Raw genomic sequence first — 23,288 nt, 5'->3', positions numbered from 1 at the left:
TATGGGCAAGGTTGGGAAAATTGCGCGCCGCACGTTCCTGTTTGGCGCTGTGGCGGTGGCCGGTGGCGTGGCTTTTGGTGTCTACAAAGTGCGCACGCCGTATGAAAACCCGCTCAAAGATGGGCTGGCTGATGGGGCGTCCACGTTTAATCCCTGGGTGGTGATTGATGGTGAGAAAATCACTCTGATCACGCCGCATGGCGACAAAGGGCAGGGCGTGGCGCATGCGCAGGCCGCACTGATCGCAGAAGAGCTGGACGTGGAGTTTGGTCAATTCGAGATCGACTTTGGCAAACCTGACAAAGCCTATTGGAACCGCGCCCTGGCGGGTGATGGTGCGCCGTTTATGGCGACAGATGAGAGTTTCACAGCCGAAGCCACCCGCAGCTTTATGGGCGGTATGATCAAGCTGTTGGGCATGCAGATCACTGGCGGCTCCACGGCAATGCCGGACAGCTATGAGAAGTTGCGTGAGGCGGGTGCCGTGGCACGGGAAACTCTGAAGTTGGCAGCGTCTAATTTGAGCGGCGTGCCGGTGGCGCAATTAAAAACCGCAAATGGGGCGGTGCAGCTGCCGGATGGCACAGAGCTGGCCTATACGGCCTTGGCTGGTGAGGCGGCGAAGGTGGAACCTGTCACCGAGATCGCGCTGCGCAAGCCATCAGAATGGCGGTTGATTGGCAAGCCGATGCAACGGCTGGATATGGTGGCGAAATCCACCGGCACGTTGGACTATGGCATCGACCTTGAGGTCGACGGCATGGTGCATGCGGCAGTAATGTGCAACCCGCGTCAAGGCGGGGCGCTGAACGGCTACGACGCCAGCGCTGCGGAAAGCATGCGTGGTGTGCAAAAGGTTGTTGAGGTCACCGGCGGTGTCGCAGTGGTGGCCGACAATACTTGGCGGGCTATTCAGGCGGTGCAGGCGATTGACTTTGACTGGGGCGCGGCGCCGTATCCGGCAGAGCAAGACGGGCATTGGGCCGCGATCGAAGAGTCTTTTACTGAAGAGCAATTGGACAAAGAGTGGCGCAACGAAGGGGATGTGACCGCCGCCCTGGCTGGGGGCAAGGCAGTGGAGGCCGCGTACCGTGTGCCCTATGTGGCGCATGCGCCGCTGGAGCCGCTCAACGCCACGGTGCTGGTTGAGGATGACAAGGTCACGGTGTGGACCGGGCATCAGATCCCGCGCATGTTGCAGGATCAGGTGGCGAAGGTCACGGGGCATAAGTCCGAACAGATTGAGCTGGTGAACCACTTCATGGGTGGCAGTTTTGGGCACCGGTTGGAGTTCAAACACGTGGAGCTGGCGGCAGAGATTGCCAACCAGATGCGCGGCACGCCGGTGAAGCTGACTTACAGTCGCGAAGAGGACTTTGCGCATGACTTCCCGCGTCATATTGGCATGGCCCGTGGCAGTGGTGCGGTGAAAGACGGCAAAGTGACGACGATGGACTTGCAGGTGGCAATGCCGTCGGTGGTGGGTTCGCAAATGGGTCGTGCAGGCCTGACTGTGCCGGGACCCGACATGCAGATCGCGGCGGGGGCTTGGAACAACCCTTATGGATTGGAGAACTTCCGCATGCGGGCTTACCGCGTGCCGGAGCTGGCGCCTGTGTCAAGCTGGCGGTCCGTTGGGGCTTCTGCCGGTGGGTTCTTCTTTGACAGCCTGCTCGATGAGTTGATCCATGAGGCAGGCGCAGACCCGTTAGAAGAACGTATACGGCTGATGCAGCACGACGTGAGCCGCAAGGTGCTTGAAGCAGTTGGCGAAATGTCCAACTGGGGCAGCCCATTGGGGCCGAACAAAGGGCGTGGTGTCGCCTTTGTGGAGAGCTTTGGCGTGCCAACGGCGGAGGTGATTGAGGTCACCGATACCGAGGACGGCATCACCATCGACAAGGTTTGGGTCGCAGCCGATGTCGGCACGGTGATTGATCCGGTGAACTTTGAAAACCTTGTTCAAGGTGGTGTCATCTTTGCGCTCGGCCACGCGATGAACAGCGAGATCACCTATTCTGACGGGATGGCGGAGCAAGCCAACTATTGGGATGCGGAAGGCATGCGCCTGAAGCAATGTCCGGAGATCATGGTGCGTGGCTTGGAGAATGGCGATAAGGTGCGCGGCATTGGTGAACCGCCGGTTCCACCGGCTGCACCAGCCTTGGCCAATGCGATTTTTGCGGCCACAGGGCAACGCATTCGCGAGTTGCCGCTCTACCACCACATAGACTTCGCCTGAATCAGAAAGGCCCGCCAAGTTGGCGGGCCTTTTGCTCAGCTGGGTTTGAAGTTCGGCGGGCGTTTCTCAAAGAATGCGGTGCGGCCTTCTTTGGCGTTATCGCTGCCTAACAAAAGTGGTTGCAGGTCGCGCTCATAGTCGATCGCACGATCCATGCGGCCACTGTCAAACGCCTTGATGGCGCGCAGGGCCTCTGGCCCCAGTGTTTCGACGTGTTTGGCCAGCTCCAGCGCGGTTTCGAGTGCTTTGCCATCTTCAACCAACTCGTCCACCATGCCGATGCTTTCGGCTCGTTCTGCGCTGACAGGTTTGGCGTAGAGCATGATCTGACGGGCCCGGGCCTGGCCAACGCGAGCGGGCAGGGAGGCCAGCAGGCCGTAGTCCGGCATCAGACCGATTTTGGGAAAGGCGGCCATAAACCGCGCAGAGTGGCCTGCAATGACCGTGTCACACAACATCGCGACAGCCAGACCCGCGCCAGCAGCCCAGCCTTCGACAGCCGCGATCACCGGGACCGAGCCGCCGGTGATCTGATTTACCATGTGTTTGACGTGTTCAAAGTTGATGCGCTTGAGCCGTGCTGGCGCATCCATGGCAGCAATGTCACCGCCGGATGAGAAATTGCCGCCTGCGCCGGTGAGAATGATCGCGCGAATGGAGGTGTCCTCTTCTGCCTGTTCCAGAGCATTGGAAATCGCTTCACGGGTGGCCACGCGGATCGGGTTTAGGCGTGCTGGATCATTGAGCGTCAGCACCAGCGCGTTGTCGATGCGTTCTGACAATAGAGGTTGGTCTGACATGGCGGCTCCTCGGCAAAGTGTGTGGCGCGATTGTAAAGGGTGCGGTGGTGGGCTCAAGTGGACTTAGGGGAAATGACACGCGACGTAACTCGGTTGGTAAACGTGGAGACGGCAGTCTTCCCTTCGCATCTTTCTGACGCTAGTGTCGCGGCGTAAGGGGTTGAGGTGAAAAGAAAATGGCAGAAATCCGAAAGATCCTGCATGTCGAAGATGATGCAGACATTCGTGAGATCACCTATTTGGCGCTGGCTGAATTTGGCGGCTTTGAGGTGATGCAATGCGCCAATGGCATGGACGCAGTCAAGAAGGCGGCTAAGTTTGCGCCGGACCTGTTGTTGCTTGATGTGATGATGCCGGGGTTGAGCGGTTTGGAGACTTTGGCCAAGCTGCGCCGTCACGATGAACTGGCCGATGTGCCAGTGATTTTTATGACGTCCAAGGACGTCACCTCCAAACACCATTCTGACATTCGGGAAAACGCCGCGGGGGCGATCCAGAAACCGTTTGATCCGGTGGCGTTGCCGGATCAACTTCGGGCCATTGTAGCCAATGCGGAGTAAGCCTGATTAGGCGGTTTCGATCACACAGCTAAGCTCTTCGGTGAGCAGGTCTGTGGCGACCAGAATGTCTTCCATTTCTGTGTCACAGGGATCTTGAGACTGGCTGCGCTCCAGCAGGGCCTCAGCTTTTTCCGCCAGTTGGCCCAAGCGGTGCAGGCCGTAGGTGGCGCAGATTCCCGCCAGTTTGTGGGCGGCAAGATGTAGCCCTTCCAGCGCGGGACGGTCGGCGCCGTGTTCCAGAAGCGTGGCGGTATACTCTTCAATCTCCGCCTCACGTTGCGGCAAGCCGGACATGAAGTGGCGGCGGAGGCGGTCAAACTTGTCCTGATGGTCGTCTGGAAACATGGCGTGCTCTTTCTGGGGCTTACATTTGCGGCAGTTCGATGCTGATGTTGTCTTCTGTGTCACAGAGCGGGAACACGGCATAAAAGCGTGTGCCTTCGCCCAATGTGCTGTCAAAGTCGATGGAGGCACCGTGGTCCTCGATGATTTGACGCGCAATGGAGAGGCCGAGGCCAGAGCCGTCAAAATTGCGGCAGTCGGAGTTGTCGACCTGGGTGAATTTGCCAAAGATCTGGTTGCGCTCACCTTCGGGGATGCCAACGCCGTAGTCGCGGACTTCGAGCATGGCGCAGCCATCCACAAGGCGTGCGCTGAGTTCGACATAGCCGCCTTCGTGAGAGAATTTCACCGCGTTGGACAGCAGGTTGTCGAGCACCTGCATCATGCGCTCATGGTCGGCGCGGATGGTCAGCGGGAAGGGTGGGGGCGCGGTGCGCACCACAATCTCATATTGATCCGCATAGGGGGTTATGGATTGGGCTGCGTCGTTGAGCAACTCGCCAAGATCCACTGGCGCAAAGTGATAGACCATCTTGCGCGCTTCCATTTTTTGAATGTCGAGCAGGTCGTTGATCAGTTTGCTCAGGCGCTTGCTGTTCTTATGGGCAATGTCGAGCATCCGGTCCGCTTTCTCCGGATCTTTGGACAAGTTGGTTTCCCGCATCAAAGTGAGCGAACCGGTGATGGAAGTCAGCGGGGTGCGCAGTTCATGGCTGACAACCGAGACAAACTGGGATTTGATCTCATAGCTTTCTCGCGCCTTGTCACGTTCGGAGCGCAGTTCGTCCATCTGGTCCAGGGTGCGTTGGTACATGCGCAGGAAGATGGTGGAGCATTCCAATACAAAATAGAGCACAAACAGTGAGGTTGCGAAGTGCAGCCAGAGTTTGGACGTGAAGTGTGCGCCCTGCGAGAGGATGTCAGAGGCTGGGATAAAGATAAACAGCACGCCATAGATGACCAGGCGCAGGGCGAGAACTTGTTTAAGTTGATGATTGTTTACAGCCGCAAAGAGGCCAGCAGCAAACAGGAAAAACAGCGAGGTGAAATGCTCGCCAGGTCCTTCCAATCGGGCCAGTAGAAGCGTGAAGGTTGCAATTGAAATGGCAGATATGGCGTTTGAAGCAAAGAGCAGCTTCAACAGCCTGTGGCTGTGGCGCAACGAGTGGTCTGTGCGGTGGACCACTTTGTGGCAGACAATGCCGTCAAAAATGTCGCCCACCTGGATTAGCAGGTAGCACATCGCTGCTAGAGGCCAGGAGAAGTAGAAACCGCAAAGAAAGCCTGCCCCGGCGTAGATGCCCTGACGCTGCCAGAACAGCGCGGCGCCGCCACTGGCAAAATCGTGCATTTGTTTCTTGAGGCGGCGGGAGTGCTCGACCGGTGGTTGGCGGCGAGGGAACATCACCCGGAGACGACGGGCGATACGACGCAGTATCGGCGTGTCTAACCGGGAGCGGTTCGAGTGTTCAATGTGCATTCTGCGACATCCGGTAGTGATCGGTTGGTCGCCAAGTGGCAGCTTGGCGCGGTTGCCATCAAAAGAGCAGCAGAATGTGGCTCAAAGATGGTCCGCGTTCGGCCAGAAAGGGGATTTCCTAGCTGGGGCGGGCGTTTGTGTCAGGCTGAAACACGCGGCCGTCATGCTCAAGCTTGCCAACCGCTTCGGTTCGGACAAAGTCCAGCAGCTCGAACGTCGTGTCGATGTGGCCGCGATTGTGTGGCACGTAGCCGGACTGATCAAAGGTGCCGGTTGCCTCGATCACATCGCCCGGTGCAACGGTGTCGCGAAAGCGTGCAATCAGGTCTTGGTCGGTCACGGTGAAGCAGACGCGTTTGGGATAGCGAAAGCCCGGGGCTTCGGCCTCGGTTGCAGCTGTGGCGGATATATCAACCAACAGCTTTGGTTCCGGATCGGACAAAAGCAACGTATGGGCGATTTCACCTTTAACGTGAAAGTTGAGGAAGTATGGCTGCATCTCTTTCCCTGTGATCCTCTTAACGTGGCGCGTGACTGTTCTCTGCAGCTTTGGCGGCACAAGGTGGCATTTTGGTGTTTGAGGCTGGGAATTTTCACGAAGCCATTCGTTAACGACTCCCGCCGTTAATAAAGGTTTCGCCTTAATTGGTTGATAGAGAGTAAATTTTTTGCATAACATTCATATAAAAATGTGAAAACTGTGTTCTAGGAGCAGAAACAATCGACAAAATTTTAAAGTTGAACATTTTGTGTAGTGTTTGGCTAAAAATTGTGTCTCAATCGATTTGAAAGTGAATTTGGACCCAAGAGCTGTTGCGCGGCTAGGTTGTGTCGGGGAGAGGCGCTGGGGGTCCGAGTAAGGGTTTTCCGGTTGATGTGTGAACGGTTTGTGGGAGCCTGCTGAAGGGGCAGGTGGCCGTGATCTCCTGTGTGTTTTGTGTGTGGTGACGAGTGTTTTGTTGTGTATCCGGCGCGCGCCAGAATGGCCGTGTCACTGTGTGAGTGAGTTCATTTGGTACCTGGGGCAATGAGTATCCGGAGAAATTGGGGAAATGCTGACGACTACCCTGTCATTCGAGAACATGCACAAGCATGGCGAATTGATGGTCAATCTGCTGAGGGCGCGAAAGCAGTCCTTTATTGTGCAGAACAACTGGGACCTGCCCGAAGTGGCAGGCATGGAGTACGACCAATACGACACGCCGGCGTCAAGCTGGATTGCAGTACATGAAGGCGAGCGGGTGCTGGCCGGGGTGCGGCTGACGCCGACAACCGCGCGCTGCGGCATGTATTCATATATGATTCGAGATGCCCAGAAGGGCATGTTGGAGTCCATTCCAACCAACCTGCTGTATGATGAGGCGCCGATCGATCCGTATATTCTGGATGCAAGCCGTGTGTTTGTGGCCCGGGATGTGCCCGCGGAGGATCGCACTGAAGTGCAGACGCAGTTGATGGAAAAGCTGATCGAGACGGCAAGAGAGATGGGCGCCAAACAAGTGCTTGGTCTGGTGCCTGCGATCTGGCCGCGCTGGATACGCCGTTTGGGTCTGATTGCAGAGCCTGCGGGACCGGTGATGTTGGTGGATGGTGCGCCGGTGCAGGTGGCCCGTATGGATCTGTCCCATACCCACCACTAAAACCCCTTGTCGCGGTTAGCCAAACGCTGTCGCGACTTTGGGAGCCTGGCCGTCATCTTTTAAGGCGTCGTGCAGCAAGGATTCGTAAGCGCGGCGCTCCATCTCCGTTTGAAAGCCACACGCGGGGTGCAGGCGTACAGTTTTGCGCAAGTCCGCTGCGGGCGTGCCCGGAGTGCGTTCCATTACGCTTTCCGCGGCCTTTTGCAGTGCGTCCAATGCGCCGCCGCGGGTCAGGGTGCGCAGCTTGATGGCGTCGCCAAAGCACACATCGTTTTGGAGCCCGTCGATTTGCGTCGATGGGACATATTCGAGGCGGCTGTTGAGTTCTGCTTCCAGGCGCGCGCTGGAATATCCGGCACTGCGGGGTAGGGTGCCGACAAACACACCGTTCCCCTTGTAGGTCACTTGAGCGTCGTTGTTGGCCAGGACGGACAACAGCTCGCTGCCTATGTCGGTCAGGAGTTGGCGAAACGCCACTGCTGACAGGGAGGTATAGGCGCTTGCCACGGTGTTGATTTTCACAGCAAAGGCCTGAGTGCGCATGCGTTGGCGGCGCGGCATGTCCAGCACGTGTTTCTCAAACGCCATGCAGCCGACAAGCTGAGTGACGCCGGTGATTTCAATCGGTTCACTCAGGCTGTGAGCGGTGTTGAAAATCAGGTCTTTCTTCAGGGCGGCCATCTCCGAGACACTGGCGGTGAGTTCCTGTTGCTCGGAAACTTGACGCTCGGCGATGGTGATCCGTGTGAAGAGTTCCAGGAAGTCGAACGGTTTTGTGACGTAGTCCGTGGCGCCCGCTTCAAAGGCCGCATCGATGTATTTCTTTTGCGACATTGCCGTCAGCATCAGAATGGGCGTGCGCGTGTATGCTTTGATTTTGCGGATCTTTTTTGCCAGCGTGATGCCGTCCATGATTGGCATCTGAATATCCAGCAGAAAGCAGTCAAACGGCACTTTGGCTTTCGCAATGGCGCGAATGGCGTCCGGGCCGGAGGTTACGGTGACAATGTTATGATCGGTTTTGGCAGCGACAGCCTCTGACAGCAGTTCGCAGATGTGTTCGTCGTCATCAACGGCCAAAATTTTCATAGTCCCAGCCCTTTCTGGCGCTGTGCCTGTGCTTTGTACCTACCTAACTGTGTCACTCACTACTGCCGACGTTCTCATCGGTCCTATGGAAGTGAGTATGTTGGGAGAATGCGGTCAGAAAGGGGCGGGAATGGTGCCCAAGGGGGAAAATTTAGGAATTTATTAACCCAGCTTTTTATGGGGGAAATGGGCCAGGGTCTTGGAAATGCGGCGGGATTTCGGCGCAGGTGCGTCACCTTCAACTCAGGGGCGAGGGGCGGTTTTGTGCCTCGCGTTAGTCTGAGTTAGACAAACTTCCGGAAGATTTTTGTCTGGTCAAACATGTCTTCCAGCGCATGCATGCGGGACTCCGTCTGATCCCAGCGAGCTTCTTGAACGGCGGCGATCAAGGTTTCCGACAGCAGCATCATTGACACGGTTGAGTCCCAGGCAGACGGGGCTTCGATGCGACATTTCAGGGACACATCGGCGTATTGGCTGATCGGGCTTTGCCATTGATCGGTGATCAGAGCGATTTTTGCGCCGCGCTCTTTGGCAATTTCGGCCAGCCGCAAAGTGGAGTTTTCATACCGTCGAATGTCGTAGATCATCACCACGTCGCCCTCGGAGATGTCCAGCAAATCATGTGGCCAGGCATTGGAGGTAGAACGGATATGGCGCACCCGGGCGCGGATGACCTGCATGTGCAGATGCAGATACTCACTTAACGCATGGGTGATGCGGCCACCGGTGATGTAAAGCGCGCGCTTTTCGTCCGCGAGTAGGGCGGTCAATGCATCAAATTGGGCCGGATCGATGTTGGCCAGGGTTTGGCGAATGTTGCTCATAACCGCATCGGTGAAGCGGTTGAGAATATGGGCCTCCGGGGCGCTTTGGGCCCAGCTTTCATGTTTCGCGATTGGGTTAGAGAAGCGGGCTTCTACCTCTTGGCGCAGGGCGTCCTGAAACTCCGGGAAGCCTGAGTAGCCAAGCTTTTGCACCATGCGGGCCACAGTGGGGGTGGAGACCGACGCTTTCTCCGCCAGGCGCGTGATCGAGCCCATGCCCGACATCGGGTAGTTCTCCAAAATCACCCCGGCGAGCTGGCGCTCGGCGCGGGTCAAACTGTCATAAATCTTGTTTATCGTTTCCTGAGCGGTGTCGGCCACGGGATGTCCACTTACTAACTGCTACAAATGTAAGCATAGTTTCAAAGCTTCGACCTGAGAAGAAAAATTTTCAGAATAATTATTGACAGGATGGGTGACTCTGAAGAAGTTTGTTCACAAATGCGAATTGGCACGACAGGACCAACATGACTCTAGACGATTCAGAGGCAGTGATGATCGAGGGCGCGGTGGCGCCCTGTGATATTCTGTTTGTGTGCGAACATGCCTCCTGCCATTTCCCCGACGCTTTTGGGGACCTTGGCCTTGATGACGCGGTGCGCCGCAGCCATGTGGCTTGGGATCCCGGCGCGCTCACGCTGACCCGCGAGCTGGCCACGCGGTTTGATTGCACGCTGGTGGCCGGCGGCGTTTCGCGGCTGCTGTATGACTGCAATCGCCCGCCGGAAGCCAAGGATGCGGTGCCAGCCAAAAGCGAGATTTTTGAGATTCCCGGCAACGTGGATCTGTCCGAAGCAGAGCGCCGGGCGCGGGTGACCCAGATCTACCAACCGTTCAAAGAGGCGGTGGAGCAGGTGATCGAGGTGGTGCATCCGAAGGCAATTGTCACGGTCCACAGCTTCACGCCAGTGTATCACGGCAAGCAACGTGCGGTGGAGATTGGCATTTTGCATGATCGCGACACACGGTTGGCCGACAGCATGCTGAATTCCATGGCGGACGGCCCTTTTGTAACGCTGCGCAATGACCCCTATGGTCCTGAGCATGGCGTCACGCACTCGCTCAAGGCCTACGCGCTGCCCAATAAGCTGCCTAATGTGATGCTTGAGGTGCGCAATGACCTGTTGGCGGACGACGCCAAAGCGGCAGAGATTACCGACGCGCTGGAAGCCGCCATTGCCCAAGGCATGGCAGAGCTGCGCGCTGCGGGGGAGATCAGCTGATGCCCAAGCTCATTCGCTACTACATCCACGGCGTCGACTGGTTTAACCGCAAGATTGGCCGGTTTGTCATGTATGGCATCTTTGTCATGATGGCGATCCTGCTGTGGTCGTCGTTTTCCAAGACCTTCATGACACCGTCGATGTGGACGCTGGAAATGGCGCAATTTGCCATGGTGGCCTACTACATCCTTGGCGGGCCTTACGCGGTACAGATGGGCTCCAACGTGCGGATGGACTTGTTCTATGGCGAGTGGACGCTACGCCAACGTGCGATTGTCGACGCCATGACCGTGTTCTTCCTAGGATTCTATCTGGTGATCCTGATCCACGGGGCGGTTGGCTCCAGCGCCTACTCACTGGGGCACTTCGGGGTTGAGCCATACACCTTCTACAAGGACCTGGTTGTGGCCTACATCACCGGCGGCAAAGAGGCTGCCAGTGAAATCATCGGATACATCGAGCGCAGCCCGACGGCCTGGCGCCCGGTTCTCTGGCCAATTAAGCTGATCATGCTTTTTGGCTTTATTCTTATGCTCTTGCAGGCGATTTCTGAGCTCATGAAAGACATCGCGCGCATTCGTGGGGTGGACTACTAATGTCTTACGAAATGATCGCCATTCTGATGTTCTCGACCATGATGCTGATGCTCATGACCGGGCAGCGTGTCTTTGGCGCAATTGGCTTTGTCGGCGTGCTGGCAGCGGTATTGCTTTGGGGCACGGGAGGCTCCGATATTGGCTTCTCTGCCGCGATGAAACTGATGAAATGGTATCCGCTGCTGACGCTGCCGATGTTCATCTTCATGGGCTACGTGCTCAGCGAGTCCAAGATTGCCGACGATCTCTACAAGATGTTCCACGTCTGGATGGGGCCCGTCAGAGGCGGGCTGGCCATTGGCACCATTCTGCTGATGGTTCTGGTGTCCGCGATGAACGGTTTGAGCGTGGCGGGTATGGCAATTGGCGCCACTATCGCGCTGCCGGAACTGCTGAAGCGAGGCTATGACAAACGCATGGTCACCGGGGTTATTCAGGCTGGCTCAAGCTTGGGTATTCTAGTGCCGCCCTCTGTGGTTCTGGTGCTCTACGCCATGATCGCGCGCCAGCCGGTTGGGCAGCTGTGGCTCGCCGGGGTGTTCCCGGGCCTGATGATGGCGGCGATGTTCATCCTGTATGTGGTGATCCGATGCCGCATTCAGCCGGAACTTGGCCCCGCTCTGCCAGAAGCCGAGCGTAACATCAGCCGCGCCGAAAAGATGAAACTGCTGCGCGCCGGCCTGCTGCCAATTGTGATCTTCGCCACTATGATGATCCCCTTTGTGAACGGCTGGACCTCGCTGGTGGAGAGCTCGGCAATTGGCGCGATCACCGCTTTTGTCGCGGCAGTCCTGAAGGGCCGTATGACCCGCGAAGTGTTCGAGAAATCCGTGCGCAGCACGCTCGGTATTTCCTGCATGTTTATGTGGATCATTCTGGCGGCGCTGGGTTTTGGCGCGGTGTTTGACGGTTTGGGCGCGGTCAAGGCCATCGACAACCTGTTCACCGAGCAGCTGGGTCTGGAGCCATGGATGATCCTGATCCTGATGCAGTTGAGCTTCATCATCATGGGCACCTTCCTGGATGACACTGCGATGCTGGTGATTGTGGCGCCGCTCTATGTGCCGCTGGTGAAGGTGCTGGGCTTTGATCTGATCTGGTATGGCGTGCTGTACACGATCACCACACAGATCGCCTATATGACGCCGCCTTTCGGCTACAACCTGTTTCTCATGCGGGCCATGGCGCCCAAAGAAGTCACCCTACGCGACATTTATCGCAGCATTGTGCCCTTTGTGGCGGTGATGGTCCTGGCCTTGGCTTTGGTCATGATCTTCCCGCAGATCGCGCTGTGGCTGCCGAACTATGTTTACGGAAAATAACAACAGAAAAGAGCGCCGCAAACGGGGCCGAAACGCAACAAGGAGAGTAAGAGATGACGACAAGACGTAAGTTTCTTCAGACCGCTGGTGTTGGGGCGATGGCCGCACCACTGGCCACCCCGGCGCTGGCTTCCGGCACCATCAAATGGCGTATGCAGACCTATGCGGGTCCGTCGCTGGCAGCACACGTGATCGATCCGGCGATCAACATGTTCAACAAGATCGCAGGCGACCGCATGCAGATCGAACTGTTCTACGCCGACCAGCTGGTCCCGACCGGTGAGCTGTTTCGTGCGATGCAGCGCGGCACCATCGACGCAGTGCAGTCAGACGATGACTCCATGGCGTCCCCAACCGAAGTGACCGTGTTTGGCGGCTACTTCCCGTTTGGTTCGCGTTACAGCCTCGACGTGCCTGTGCTGTTCAACCAGTACGGCCTGAACGAGATTTGGGACGAAGAGTATTCCAAAGTGGGTGTGAAGCACATCAGCGCCGGTGCATGGGACCCATGCCACTTTGCCACCAAAGACCCAATCAACTCGCTCGCCGACCTCAAAGGCAAGCGCGTCTTCACCTTCCCAACCGCGGGCCGCTTCCTGAGCCAGTTCGGCGTGGTGCCAGTGACCCTGCCATGGGAAGACATCGAGGTGGCGGTTCAGACCGGCGAGTTGGACGGTATCGCATGGTCCGGCATCACCGAAGACTACACCGTGGGTTGGGCCGACGTGACCAACTACTTCCTGACCAATAACATCTCCGGCGCATGGGCGGGCAGCTTCTTTGCCAACCAGGGCCGTTGGAACGAGTTGCCAGAAGATCTGCAGACCCTGTTCCGCGTCTGCTGTGACCAGTCGCACTACTACCGTCAGTGGTGGTATTGGGGTGGCGAAGCCAACCTGCGTGTCAACGGCACCAAGATGCAGCTGACCACCATTCCGGATGATGAATGGGCACAGGTGGAAACCGCAGCCGTGAAGTTCTGGGATGAGATCGCAGCCGAAAGCCCAACCAAGGCGAAAGTTGTGGAAATCTTCAAGAAGTACAACGCGGACATGCAGGCGGCTGGCCGCCCATACCGTTACGGCTAAGATCCCTTAGTCTTGAGAACTGCGAAGCCCCGGTTGTTGTGCCGGGGCTTCGGTGACAAAACACGCCACGCGAAGGCCCGATACAAAGGAATGCGCATCAGATGTCTGGCAACCTGACCCTAGAAGAACTGGGCGCGCTGAGCGCCAGCGGCGAGATCGACACCGTTCTGGCCTGTATTGTGGACATGCAGGGCCGCCTGATGGGCAAGCGTTTTGTGGCGCAGCATTTTGTCGACAGCGCCTGGGAAGAGACCCATTGCTGCAACTACCTGCTGGCGACTGATCTGGAGATGCACACGGTGGAAGGCTACGCCTCCACCAGTTGGTCTGCGGGCTATGGCGACTACATCATGAAGCCGGACCTTAGCACGCTGCGTAAGGCGGCCTGGCTGGAAGGCACTGCTCTGGTGATTTGCGACGTGATGGACCATCACGGCCATCACGACATTGAACACTCCCCGCGCGGTATGCTGAAGAAGCAGGTGGCGCGGCTGGCGGAAATGGGTTTTGAAGCCGTATCCGCAACCGAGCTGGAGTTCTTTATCTTTGAGCAAAGCTTTGAAGAGCTGAGCAAATCCGGCTACCGCGATCTGACCCCGATCAGCGCTTATAACGAAGACTACCACATCCTGCAGACCACCAAAGAAGAAGGCGTGATGCGCACTCTGCGCAACGGTCTTTATGCGTCTGGTATTCCAATTGAAGGCTCCAAAGGCGAGGCCGAGACCGGGCAGGAAGAGCTCAATATCCGCTACGGCAGCGCGATGGATGCAGCAGAAAACCACACCGTTGCCAAACACGCCGCCAAGGAAATCGGCTGGCAGCAGGGCCACGCGGTGTCGTTCTTGCCCAAGTGGCGTCACGACAAAGTGGGCAGCGCCAGCCACGTGCACCAGTCGCTCTGGACCAAAGACGGGGTGCCTGCGTTCTATGACGCGGATGCGGATCTCGGCATGTCCGAGCTGGCGCGCCACTACCTGGGCGGCTTGCTGAAGTATGCCGATGATATCACCGTGTTCCTCGCGCCCTATGTGAACAGCTACAAACGCTTCCAGAAGGGCAGCTTTGCGCCCACGGCGAAGGTCTGGTCAGTTGACAACCGCACGGCGGCCTTCCGTCTTTGCGGGGACAGCACCAAGGCGGTGCGCGTGGAATGTCGCGTGCCGGGCGCGGATATGAACCCTTATCTGGCGATCGCCGCGCTGTTGGCCGCAGGCATCAAGGGCATTGAGGAAAAATGTGATCCGGGCGCGCCGTTGAGCGGAGATGCCTATGAGAACAGCAACGCGCAGATCCCAACCACATTGAAAGACGCAACCGAGGCCCTACGTGGGTCCAAGATGCTGCGTGAGGCTATGGGCGATGCGGTGGTCGACCACTATGTGCGCATGGCGGAATGGGAGCAGGAAGCCTTTGAGGCGGTTGTGACCGATTGGGAAATTGCCCGCGGGTTTGAGCGGGCCTAAGACCGGCGCGAGGGGGCTCCTCTCGCTACACCGGCATACTAGTGAACTAAGAAAAGCGGGGCAGGTGCCCCCTCTGGATGGAGTGTTGCCATGAGCGGCATGTTGACGTGTATTTCTCCGATCGACGGATCGGTTTTTGCAGAACGCCCTGTGCTGAGCGCGGATGAGGCCTTTGCCGCCGCGAAACGCGCAAAGGAGGCGCAGAAAGCTTGGGCGGCGCGGCCGTTGCAGGAGCGCGTGGATCTGGTGATGGCCGGTGTCGCGGCTGTTGGCGCAATGAACGAAGAGATCGTGCCTGAGATTGCCAAGATGATGGGCCGTCCGGTGCGTTATGGCGGCGAGTTTGGCGGCTTTAACGAGCGCGCGAGCCACATGGCATCCATCGCGGCGGAGAGCCTTGCGGATATTCAAGTTGGCGAGGACGCCACCTTCAAACGTTACATCAAGCGCCTTCCGCATGGGGTGGTCTTTGTCGTCGCGCCTTGGAACTACCCTTACATGACCGCCATTAACACTGTTGCGCCTGCGCTGATTGCGGGCAACACGGTGATGCTGAAACACGCGACGCAAACGCTGGTCGTTGGCGAGCGCATGGCGCAAGCATTCCACTCTGCCGGTGTGCCGGAAGACGTCTTCCAGAACGTGTTCCTGAGCCACGACGTGACCAATGAGTTAATCGCGGGCAATGCGTTTGATTTTGTGAACTTCACCGGCTCGGTGGGTGGCGGTCAGGCGATGGAGCGCGCGGCGGCAGGCACCTTCACCGGCGTTGGCACCGAGCTGGGTGGCAAAGATCCGGGCTATGTCATGGAAGACGCTGATCTGGATGCGGCCGTCGACACGCTGATCGACGGCGCGATGTTCAACTCCGGTCAGTGCTGCTGTGGCATTGAGCGTATCTACGTGCATGAGAGCCTGTATGACGAGTTTGTCGCCAAGGCGGTCGAGATTGTGAAAGGCTACAAGCTGGGCAATCCGCTGGACGAAGACACGACCATTGGCCCAATGGCCAACGTACGCTTTGCCAATGAAGTGCGCGCGCAGATTGCTGAGGCGCTGGAAGCAGGAGCAACTGCGCATATCGAGACTTTTGCCGAAGATGATGGCGGGGCCTATCTGACGCCACAAATCCTGACCGACGTGACGCATGAGATGCGTGTGATGCGCGATGAGAGCTTTGGTCCGGTTGTTGGCATCATGAAGGTGTCCTCCGATGAGGAAGCCATCGCGCTGATGAATGACAGCGAGTTTGGCCTTACAGCGTCGCTGTGGACCAAAGACGTGGAGCGCGCTGAGCGCGTGGGCAACGAGATCGAGACTGGCACCGTGTTCATGAACCGCGCCGACTACCTTGATCCGGGTCTGTGCTGGACCGGCTGCAAAAACACCGGCCGTGGCGGTGGGTTGTCGGTGATCGGCTACCAGAACCTGACACGACCAAAGAGCTATCACCTGAAAAAGGTGACTGTGTAAATATGGGGATCCGTTCTCTGTCAGTGCTATGAGAACGGGTAAACCGGGTGCCGGAGACAGAATGTCCCGGCATCCACATTTTGAGGAAGAACAATGACACTCACAGGAAACTGGTCTTATCCGACCGCGATTCGTTTTGGGGCTGGCCGCATTGGGGAATTGGCAGAAGCCTGTGCCCAGGCTGGCATGAAAAAACCGCTGCTGGTGACCGACAAAGGTCTTGCAAACCTGCCAATCACCGTGGCTACGCTGGACCTGATGGAAGCTGCAGGGCTGGGTCGTGGTTTGTTTGCCGAAGTTGACCCAAACCCAAATGAGCTGAACCTGACAGCCGGTGTGGAAGCTTATAAGGCGGGTGGTCATGACGGCGTGATTGCCTTTGGTGGCGGCTCTGGCCTCGACTTGGGTAAAATGGTGGCCTTTATGGCGGGCCAAACCCGCCCGATCTGGGACTTTGAAGACATCGGCGATTGGTGGACCCGTGCGGACGCCGACGCGATTGCGCCGATTGTTGCTGTGCCAACCACCGCAGGTACCGGCTCTGAAGTGGGGCGCGCCAGTGTGATCACCAACAGCATCACCCATGAGAAGAAGATCATCTTCCACCCGAAGGTGCTGCCCTCTGTGGTGATCTGTGACCCAGAGCTGACTGTGGGCATGCCACAGTTCATCACTGCTGGCACCGGTCTGGATGCCTTTGCACATTGTGTCGAAGCCTTCTCCAGCCCGCACTATCATCCAATGAGCCAGGGCATTGCGCTGGAAGGTATGAAGCTGGTGGTCGAAAACCTGCCACGCGCTTATGCCGACGGTCGTGACATCGAAGCCCGTGCGGAGATGATGAGCGCCGCAATGATGGGGGCAACCGCCTTCCAAAAGGGCTTGGGCGCAATCCACGCAATGAGCCACCCGGTTGGCGCGATGTTCAACACCCACCACGGCACCACCAACGCGGTCTGCATGCCAGCGGTTCTGGAGCTGAACGCGCCGGTGATTGCTGAGCGGTTTGACCGTGCGGCGGGCTATCTCGGCATCGAAGGCGGCTTTGACGGTTTCTGCGCCTTTGTGCAGGGCTTCAACGACAGCATGGGCATCCCACGCAAACTCTCTGAGCTGGGCGTGACCACGGATGCGATCCCTGAGCTGGTTAAAGGCGCGCTGATTGACCCGTCTTGCGGCGGCAACCCGGTTGAGTTGACCGAAGCCAACCTGACTGCGCTGTTTGAAGCGACAATCTAAGTCGTTTTGCGCAGCAGGTAGATATCCATAATCCACCCGTTAGAGGCCCGTGCATCCGCGCGGGCCTTTACGATTTGGGCGGAGACCTCGGCCAGGGGGCCTTCGATTAGGATCTGTTGATCCATGCCAACAAAGCCACCCCACCAGATATGGAGACCACTTGGGTCGAGGCTTTGGAACGAGCATTCGCCGTCCAGCATCACAGCAACCGTGGGTGTGTCGGCAGGCCAGCCTTCGTCACGCAGTTTGCGGCCAGTGGTGATCTGCACCGCGCCGCCGAGTGTGTTGAGCGGTATGGCATGGGCCGCCGTCAGCATTTGAAGTGAGGTGATGCCGGGGATGACCTGTACGTTTAGGTCAATACCGCGCGCGATCAGGCGATCGGCAATCCGCAGGGTGCTGTCGTAAAGCGAGGGGTCGCCCCAGACCATCAGAGCGACACTGCCGTTGTCTGGTACGTGGGTGGCAATCAGATCCTGCCAGATGGCGGCCAAGGCATCGTGCCAGGTGCTTACACCGTCGAGGTATTTCGGCGTGTTGGCGTCGCGCACGGGGTAATCAAATTCAACAATCGTGGGCGATGTGGAGAGCAACTCGCTGGCGATCATCCGACGCAGGTCGGCCAGTTCAGTTTTCTCGTCGCCTTTGCGGGGCAACAGGATCACGTCGGCGCCTTCCAGCGTCTTAATAGCTTGCAACGTCAGGTGATCGGGGTTGCCGGAGCCGATGCCGACCAAAGACAGTTGGATCATGCGCTTTCCGCCAACTCGCCAAAGAGGATGATGCCGGGGGCTTTGGTGATCTCTTTGCTGAGTTGCTCTGCCAAGGCTTCCATTGTGGTGCGGGTCAGGGTTTGATCCGGGTGAGACACGTTTTCCGCCAAGAGAGCCGGGCAGTCGCGGCGCAGGCCGGACGCGAAAAGCTTCTCGGCCAGTTCCGGGAAAGTGCGCTTGGGCATGAACAAAACGGTGGTGGCACCGGGGTCGGTCAGCGATTGCAGGTGCAGATCTCCGGGCAGGGCGCCAGCAACATCATGACCGGTCACAAACTGCACACGCCGCGCCACAAGGCGGCGAGTGAGCGGGATGCCTGCGGCAGCAGCGGCCGCGCTGGCCGAGGTCACGCCGGGGATGATCTCGAAATCAATGCCATGCTCTTTGAGCGCGGTGATCTCTTCTTCGAGACGGCCAAAAATGCCGCTGTCACCCGACTTCAAACGGACCACATGGGCGCCGGTCTTGGCGTAGTCCACCAAAAGCTGGCTGACATGGTCCTGCTTTGGTGACGGGCGTCCGGCGCGTTTGCCCACTCCCACCAGATCGGCGTCTTTGTTGGCGTGCTCCAGGATGGGACCGGAGGAGAGGTCGTCAAACAGAACCGCTTCGGCCTTGCCCAGGCGGTTGACGGCTTTGAGGGTCAAAAGCTCTGGGTCGCCGGGACCAGAGCTGACGAAGCTGACAAATCCGCTCATGAGGTGGCCTCTGCGATCAGGTGGAAGAAGGTGCCGGTGACATGGCCTTTGATGGAGCCGGTTTCCGGCACAGGGTTGCCATCCGCGTCGCCTACTTGAGCGAGCGGCTGATCCGGTTCTTCCAGAATGGTGGTGTAATGGAACTCATGCCCGCGTAGGCGCGCACCGGTGTCAAAGCCCAGCATTGGGGCGTTGAGTGTGGCTTGACGATAGCCGAGGTGGAACTTGCGTTTCTCGTAAGACGTCACAAGGCCGAGTAGGCCCGCCATCTCGTGGCGGGTGCCGTCTTTGTCGATCAGCGCAGTGCCTAGCGCCATGTAGCCGCCGCACTCGCCGTGTACCGGTTTGGTTACGGCGTGTTTGCGCAGACCATTGAGATAGGTCTGGTTGGCAGCGAGTTTGCCGGCATGCAATTCGGGGTAGCCGCCGGGCAGCCAGACCAGATCGGCGCTGGGATCGGGGGCTTCATTCGCTAGCGGGGAGAAGGGCAGAATTTCTGCACCGGCGTTGCGCCACCCGGTCAACAAGTGCGGATAAGTGAAGCTGAAAGCCGCGTCCCGCGCCAAGGCAATGCGCTGTGCGGGGGGCTTGGGCAAGGTGCCGGTTTTGGCGTCACCCGCACGGGCGGCGGCCTTTATCGCGTCAAGGTCGACGTGTTCGCGCAGGAAAGACGCGTAACCGGTGATGGCCTCTTCGAGATCTGGATGTTCCACCGCTTGAATGAGGCCAAGGTGGCGCTCCGGAAGGGTCAGGTCGCCGCGCCGGGGCAACACGCCAAGGACGTTCATGCCAGCTTTGTCCATGCCAAGCCGGGCGAGGCGCTCGTGGCGGGGGGAGGCGCAACGGTTGAGGATCACGCCGGCAAACGGCAGGTCGGGGTTGTAGGTTTTGAACCCCAACGCGGTCGCCGCAGCGGATTGCGCTTGCCCCCCGACGTCGATCACCAAGACCACGGGCCAGCCCATCATCAGCGCGGTTTCCGCCGAGCTGCCAAAGCCGTTTTCACCACGCGTGGCGACACCGTCAAACAGGCCCATGCTGCCTTCGGCGACCACAATGTCGGCACCTTGGGCTTGCTCAGAGATGCCCCCAGCCAGCGCAGGCGGCATGGCCCAGGTGTCGAGGTTGAAAGCTGGCCGGCGCGCAGCGGCGTGGTGGAAGGCCGGGTCGATGTAGTCTGGTCCGGATTTGAAAGGCTGCACTTTGAGGCCGTCCTCGGCCAAGGCGCGCAGCAGGCCAAGCATGACCGTGGTTTTGCCGGTGCCAGAGGACGGTGCGGAGATCAGGATACCGGGAGGCATGGTCATGTCAGTCATCTCTCTTTAGTCGTCGCCATGCTGCCAGCTGGACCACGGGCTGTCAGCGGTCTGCGGGCGGTAGCGGCGGTCATATTCGGTGGCGTAGAGGCAGCTTTCCTCAAAGCCTTCTCCAGCCAGCGCGGGTCCCACGAGGATCAGCGCGGTTCGGGTGATGTTTTCGGTTACATCGCCTTTCAGGCTGGCGAGCGTCGTGCGGATCACCTGTTGATCTGGCCAGCTGGCGCGGTAAACCACGGCGACAGGGCAAGTGGCCCCATAGGCTGGCGTGAGGTCTGCAATCACATTGTCCAGATTGCCAATCGACAGGTGAATTGCCAGTGTCGCGCCGGTGGCGGCAAAGTTGGTCAGGGTTTCACCTTCAGGCATGGACGACGCGCGGCCCGGTGTGCGGGTAAGGACGACCGATTGTGCGAGGCCGGGCAAGGTCAGCTCGGTTTGCAAGGCGGCAGCGGCAGCAGCAAAGCTGGGTACACCGGGGGTGACGGACACCGGGATGCCTTCGGCTTTCAGGCGGCGGATTTGCTCGCCCATGGCGGACCAGACGGACAGGTCACCCGAATGTAGGCGAGCGACGTCGTGACCAGCTTCATGCGCGGTCTTGCACTCAGCTACAATGGCGTTGAGGTCTAGCGGTGCTGTGTTGATCACGCGGGCGTTGTCCGGGCAGTGAGATAAGATGGCATCCGGCACCAAGGAGCCAGCGTAGAGGCAGACCGGACAGGAAGCGATCAGATCGCGGCCACGCAGGGTGAGCAGATCTGCGGCACCGGGGCCTGCGCCAATGAAGTGAACGGTCATAAAGGCTCTCCTTGCGCGATCGCGCAGGTGGCAAGGCGGTCGACGGAGACGACACGCGGGATTGTGAGTTTGGCGTTGTTGAGGGCTGCGAGCGCACAGGCCTCAGCCACCGATCCAGTGCCGCGTTTTTCGCGTACCGGTGCGGAGTCGGTCGGTGTCTCAACAGCTTGCATTGCGCTTGCGTCAATTTCCAGCACTGGCAAATTGTGTGTTTTGGCGAAGGTTTGCAGCGTGCCGCTTTGCGCTTTGTCCGTTGGTGTGGCAATGGCGTCGACATGCGCAACCGCCGTCAATGCGAGTGCATCGCTCAGGCTGTCCTCTGTGGCAGAGGCGCGAAATCCAAAGCCGGCGACGATCATTTCTGCACACTCCATTGCACGATGGGATAGCTGGATTTCCAGCCCCGCTTGCGGCCCAAAGGCTTAGATTGCGCCAGTTCGATGCGCAAGAGGTCGCCGCCTTTGTTCGCGTGCCAATTGGCGAGCAGAACTTCGGCTTCTAACGTGACTGCATTGGCCACAAGACGCGCGCTTTCCGGCAGTTTGTCCCAGACGGTTCGCAGCATCTCTTCGGAAATACCGCCGCCGATGAACACGGCGTCCGGCGCGGGCAGGTCTTCTAGGGCGTCCGGCGCTGCGCCAGTGACGACAGAGAGGCGGTCAGCACCAAGGCCGGCCGCATTTTGGGCAATGCGTTGTGCACGGGTTGGGTCAATTTCGACGGACGTCGCTTGTGTGGTGGGATGCGCCAACAGCCACTCGATGGCAATGGAACCAGAGCCGCCGCCGATGTCCCAAAGGTGTTCACCGGGCAGGGGCGCCAGAGCAGAGAGGGTCAGCGCACGGACCGGGCGCTTGGTGATTTGGCCGTCGTTGTCAAAGAAGCTGTCGTTCTTGCCCCCCACGGAGGTGAGCGCCGGGCCACCGCAGACATCGATGGCAACGCAGACGGGATGTTGGATGTCTTTGATGTCAAAGCTGTGCGCGCGTGCCTTTCGGATGCGTTGACGGGGGCCGCCAAGGGCTTCGAGCACATGCAGCGTGCTTGCGTCAAACCCAATCTCCGTGAGCCATGAGGCCAAAGCTGGCACAGCCTCTCCATCGCGTAGGGTAACAATGGCGCGTTGCCCTTTTGCCAAATGGGGGCGTAGGCGCGCAAAGGGGGCGGCGTGTAGACCAAGCGTGGTGGTGCTTTCTAGCGGCCAGCCCAAGGCGGCAGCGGCGATTGACATGGTGGATGGCGCGGGCAAAGTGAGCCACTCACCTCTGTCCAGGTGTTTGGTCAGTGAGGTGCCTGCGCCGTGCCAGAACGGATCGCCGGAGGCCAGCGCTACGGTTTTGCGGCCGCGGTTTTGCAGCAGCAGCGGAATGCCGTCAGTAAATGGCACGGGCCATGTGATGAGCTCTGCCGATGGGTCTGGCAACAGCGACAGATGCCGTTCTGCGCCCATGACCACCTCAGCGTCTTCAAGCGCTTTGCGGCTTGCGGGGGGCAGGCCTTCTGGGCCATCTTCGCCTAAACCGACAATGGTCAACCACGGATTTTCAGACATGGCGCCCAAACTCCTTCTTCTCGGTGGCACAACCGAGGCCAGCCTGTTGGCGCACGCCTTGGCGGAACGTGACGTGGACGCTGTGTTTTCTTACGCTGGACGCGTGGCCAGCCCCAAGGCGCAGCCGTTGCCCACGCGGGTGGGCGGCTTTGGCGGTGTGGCGGGATTGGTCCAGTTTTTGCATGAGCATAACATCACCCATGTGGTGGATGCCACGCACCCCTTTGCCGCGCAGATGAGCTGGAATGCTTTTGAAGCCTGTCAGAAGGCTGGCACGGAATTGATTGCCTTGACGCGACCTGCTTGGCGGGCGCAAGCCGGAGATCAATGGACGCATGTGGCGGACATCGACGGAGCGGTTGCCGCTTTGACCGGTGATCCCAAACGGGTGCTTTTGGCGCTGGGTAAGTTGAATGTACCCGCCTTTGCGGCGCAGCCGCAGCATCACTACGTACTGCGCTTGGTAGATCAGCCGGAAGTTGCCCCGGCGCTGCCCAATCACACGGTTGTTGTCGCGCGCGGACCATTCGATGTGGCGGGAGACCGGGCGTTGATGCAGGAGCACGGCATTGAGCTGGTGGTCTGCAAAAACGCGGGCGGTGTGGGCGCGGAAGCCAAATTGACCGCCGCGCGGGAACTCGGCGTCCCGGTGATCATGATCGATCGACCAAACTTGCCGCCACGGCCCGAGGTCGCAACTGTGGACGCGGTGCTGGAGTGGATTGCAAGCTAACGGGCGCAGTCCAGTTTGGATGCGCTTT

General features: G+C 58.8%; 23 protein-coding genes. 11 read left to right on the top strand and 12 right to left on the bottom strand.

What is annotated here, in order from left to right; all coding sequences use genetic code 11:
• Position 1: 1 nt before the first annotated feature.
• Entirely contained in the window at positions 2-2,242 is a 2,241-nt protein-coding gene (locus SIB92_RS07675; protein ID WP_412555240.1) for a xanthine dehydrogenase family protein molybdopterin-binding subunit, read from the top strand.
• 35 nt (positions 2,243-2,277) lie between these two features.
• On the opposite strand, the gene SIB92_RS07670 is transcribed toward SIB92_RS07675, so the two are convergent.
• Positions 2,278-3,042: an enoyl-CoA hydratase/isomerase family protein gene (locus SIB92_RS07670; RefSeq protein WP_412555239.1), complete on the bottom strand. Its 765-nt coding sequence runs from the start codon at positions 3,040-3,042 to the stop codon at positions 2,278-2,280.
• Positions 3,043-3,218: 176 nt separating this feature from the next.
• Here SIB92_RS07670 and SIB92_RS07665 point away from each other — a divergent pair, with 176 nt between their 5' ends.
• Positions 3,219-3,602, top strand: a complete 384-nt coding sequence (locus tag SIB92_RS07665) for a response regulator (protein WP_412555238.1) — start codon at positions 3,219-3,221, stop codon at positions 3,600-3,602.
• 6 nt (positions 3,603-3,608) lie between these two features.
• On the opposite strand, the gene SIB92_RS07660 is transcribed toward SIB92_RS07665, so the two are convergent.
• From SIB92_RS07660 to SIB92_RS07650, 3 genes are all read right to left on the bottom strand, one after another.
• Positions 3,609-3,947 (bottom strand): Hpt domain-containing protein, encoded by a 339-nt coding sequence (locus SIB92_RS07660; RefSeq protein ID WP_412555237.1) that lies wholly within the window; start codon positions 3,945-3,947, stop codon positions 3,609-3,611.
• Positions 3,948-3,966: 19 nt separating this feature from the next.
• Positions 3,967-5,424, bottom strand: a complete 1,458-nt coding sequence (locus tag SIB92_RS07655) for a sensor histidine kinase (RefSeq protein WP_412555236.1) — start codon at positions 5,422-5,424, stop codon at positions 3,967-3,969.
• A 118-nt stretch (positions 5,425-5,542) separates the two neighbouring features.
• Entirely contained in the window at positions 5,543-5,923 is a 381-nt protein-coding gene (locus tag SIB92_RS07650) for a hypothetical protein (RefSeq protein ID WP_294118400.1), read from the bottom strand.
• Between the two features lie 553 nt (positions 5,924-6,476).
• Between SIB92_RS07650 and SIB92_RS07645 the strand changes: the two genes are divergently transcribed.
• Complete coding sequence (locus SIB92_RS07645) at positions 6,477-7,064, top strand: acyl-homoserine-lactone synthase (RefSeq protein ID WP_412555235.1); 588 nt, start codon at positions 6,477-6,479, stop codon at positions 7,062-7,064.
• Between the two features lie 15 nt (positions 7,065-7,079).
• Here the strand turns inward: SIB92_RS07645 and SIB92_RS07640 are convergent, their stop codons facing one another.
• Together SIB92_RS07640 and SIB92_RS07635 are read right to left on the bottom strand one after the other, a co-directional pair.
• Positions 7,080-8,153 (bottom strand): response regulator, encoded by a 1,074-nt coding sequence (locus SIB92_RS07640; protein ID WP_412555234.1) that lies wholly within the window; start codon positions 8,151-8,153, stop codon positions 7,080-7,082.
• A 284-nt stretch (positions 8,154-8,437) separates the two neighbouring features.
• The gene (locus SIB92_RS07635) at positions 8,438-9,301 is read right to left on the bottom strand and encodes a MurR/RpiR family transcriptional regulator (protein WP_412555233.1); all 864 of its coding nucleotides are present in this window, start codon (positions 9,299-9,301) and stop codon (positions 8,438-8,440) included.
• 146 nt (positions 9,302-9,447) lie between these two features.
• Here SIB92_RS07635 and SIB92_RS07630 point away from each other — a divergent pair, with 146 nt between their 5' ends.
• The 7 genes from SIB92_RS07630 to SIB92_RS07600 all read left to right on the top strand — a co-directional run bounded on the left by SIB92_RS07630 (position 9,448) and on the right by SIB92_RS07600 (position 17,387).
• On the top strand, positions 9,448-10,203 hold the full coding sequence (locus tag SIB92_RS07630; protein WP_412555232.1) for an N-formylglutamate amidohydrolase: 756 nt from the start codon (positions 9,448-9,450) through the stop codon (positions 10,201-10,203).
• The gene (locus SIB92_RS07625) at positions 10,203-10,799 is read left to right on the top strand and encodes a TRAP transporter small permease subunit (protein ID WP_412555231.1); all 597 of its coding nucleotides are present in this window, start codon (positions 10,203-10,205) and stop codon (positions 10,797-10,799) included. Before SIB92_RS07630 ends, SIB92_RS07625 begins: the two co-directional genes overlap by 1 nt.
• On the top strand, positions 10,799-12,121 hold the full coding sequence (locus SIB92_RS07620; protein WP_412555230.1) for a TRAP transporter large permease: 1,323 nt from the start codon (positions 10,799-10,801) through the stop codon (positions 12,119-12,121). The genes SIB92_RS07625 and SIB92_RS07620 overlap by 1 nt, the downstream gene beginning before the upstream one ends.
• A 53-nt stretch (positions 12,122-12,174) precedes the next feature.
• Positions 12,175-13,209, top strand: a complete 1,035-nt coding sequence (locus SIB92_RS07615; protein WP_412555229.1) for a TRAP transporter substrate-binding protein — start codon at positions 12,175-12,177, stop codon at positions 13,207-13,209.
• A gap of 101 nt (positions 13,210-13,310) precedes the next feature.
• Positions 13,311-14,675 carry a glutamine synthetase family protein gene (locus tag SIB92_RS07610; RefSeq protein ID WP_294118408.1) on the top strand — a complete coding sequence of 455 codons (1,365 nt, stop codon included), beginning with the start codon at positions 13,311-13,313 and terminating at the stop codon, positions 14,673-14,675.
• Positions 14,676-14,765: 90 nt separating this feature from the next.
• Positions 14,766-16,148, top strand: a complete 1,383-nt coding sequence (locus SIB92_RS07605) for an aldehyde dehydrogenase family protein (protein WP_412555228.1) — start codon at positions 14,766-14,768, stop codon at positions 16,146-16,148.
• A 93-nt stretch (positions 16,149-16,241) separates the two neighbouring features.
• Entirely contained in the window at positions 16,242-17,387 is a 1,146-nt protein-coding gene (locus SIB92_RS07600; RefSeq protein WP_412555227.1) for an iron-containing alcohol dehydrogenase, read from the top strand.
• Here SIB92_RS07600 and cobF read toward each other — a convergent pair.
• From cobF to cbiE, 6 genes are read right to left on the bottom strand one after another with little or no spacing between them, the layout of a single operon-like run.
• On the bottom strand, positions 17,384-18,139 hold the full coding sequence (gene cobF, locus SIB92_RS07595; RefSeq protein ID WP_412555226.1) for a precorrin-6A synthase (deacetylating): 756 nt from the start codon (positions 18,137-18,139) through the stop codon (positions 17,384-17,386). The genes SIB92_RS07600 and cobF overlap by 4 nt on opposite strands.
• A complete protein-coding gene (cobA, locus tag SIB92_RS07590; protein WP_412555225.1) occupies positions 18,136-18,858 on the bottom strand; it encodes a uroporphyrinogen-III C-methyltransferase in 723 nt (240 codons plus the stop codon). Before cobA ends, cobF begins: the two co-directional genes overlap by 4 nt.
• Positions 18,855-20,174, bottom strand: a complete 1,320-nt coding sequence (locus SIB92_RS07585) for a cobyrinate a,c-diamide synthase (RefSeq protein WP_412555224.1) — start codon at positions 20,172-20,174, stop codon at positions 18,855-18,857. Before SIB92_RS07585 ends, cobA begins: the two co-directional genes overlap by 4 nt.
• A 6-nt stretch (positions 20,175-20,180) precedes the next feature.
• On the bottom strand, positions 20,181-20,975 hold the full coding sequence (gene cobM, locus SIB92_RS07580; RefSeq protein ID WP_412555223.1) for a precorrin-4 C(11)-methyltransferase: 795 nt from the start codon (positions 20,973-20,975) through the stop codon (positions 20,181-20,183).
• Positions 20,972-21,334: a cobalamin biosynthesis protein gene (locus tag SIB92_RS07575; protein WP_412555222.1), complete on the bottom strand. Its 363-nt coding sequence runs from the start codon at positions 21,332-21,334 to the stop codon at positions 20,972-20,974. Before SIB92_RS07575 ends, cobM begins: the two co-directional genes overlap by 4 nt.
• Positions 21,331-22,527 carry a precorrin-6y C5,15-methyltransferase (decarboxylating) subunit CbiE gene (gene cbiE, locus SIB92_RS07570; protein WP_412555221.1) on the bottom strand — a complete coding sequence of 399 codons (1,197 nt, stop codon included), beginning with the start codon at positions 22,525-22,527 and terminating at the stop codon, positions 21,331-21,333. Before cbiE ends, SIB92_RS07575 begins: the two co-directional genes overlap by 4 nt.
• On the opposite strand from cbiE, the gene SIB92_RS07565 reads away from it, so the two are divergent.
• Positions 22,526-23,260: a cobalt-precorrin-6A reductase gene (locus SIB92_RS07565; RefSeq protein ID WP_412555220.1), complete on the top strand. Its 735-nt coding sequence runs from the start codon at positions 22,526-22,528 to the stop codon at positions 23,258-23,260. The two genes, cbiE and SIB92_RS07565, sit on opposite strands and share 2 nt — an antisense overlap.
• Positions 23,261-23,288 lie beyond the last annotated feature (28 nt).

Source organism: Shimia sp. MIT1388, assembly GCF_047124445.1.
Lineage (GTDB): Bacteria > Pseudomonadota > Alphaproteobacteria > Rhodobacterales > Rhodobacteraceae > Shimia.
This window is presented reverse-complemented; position numbering and strand designations above follow the sequence as displayed.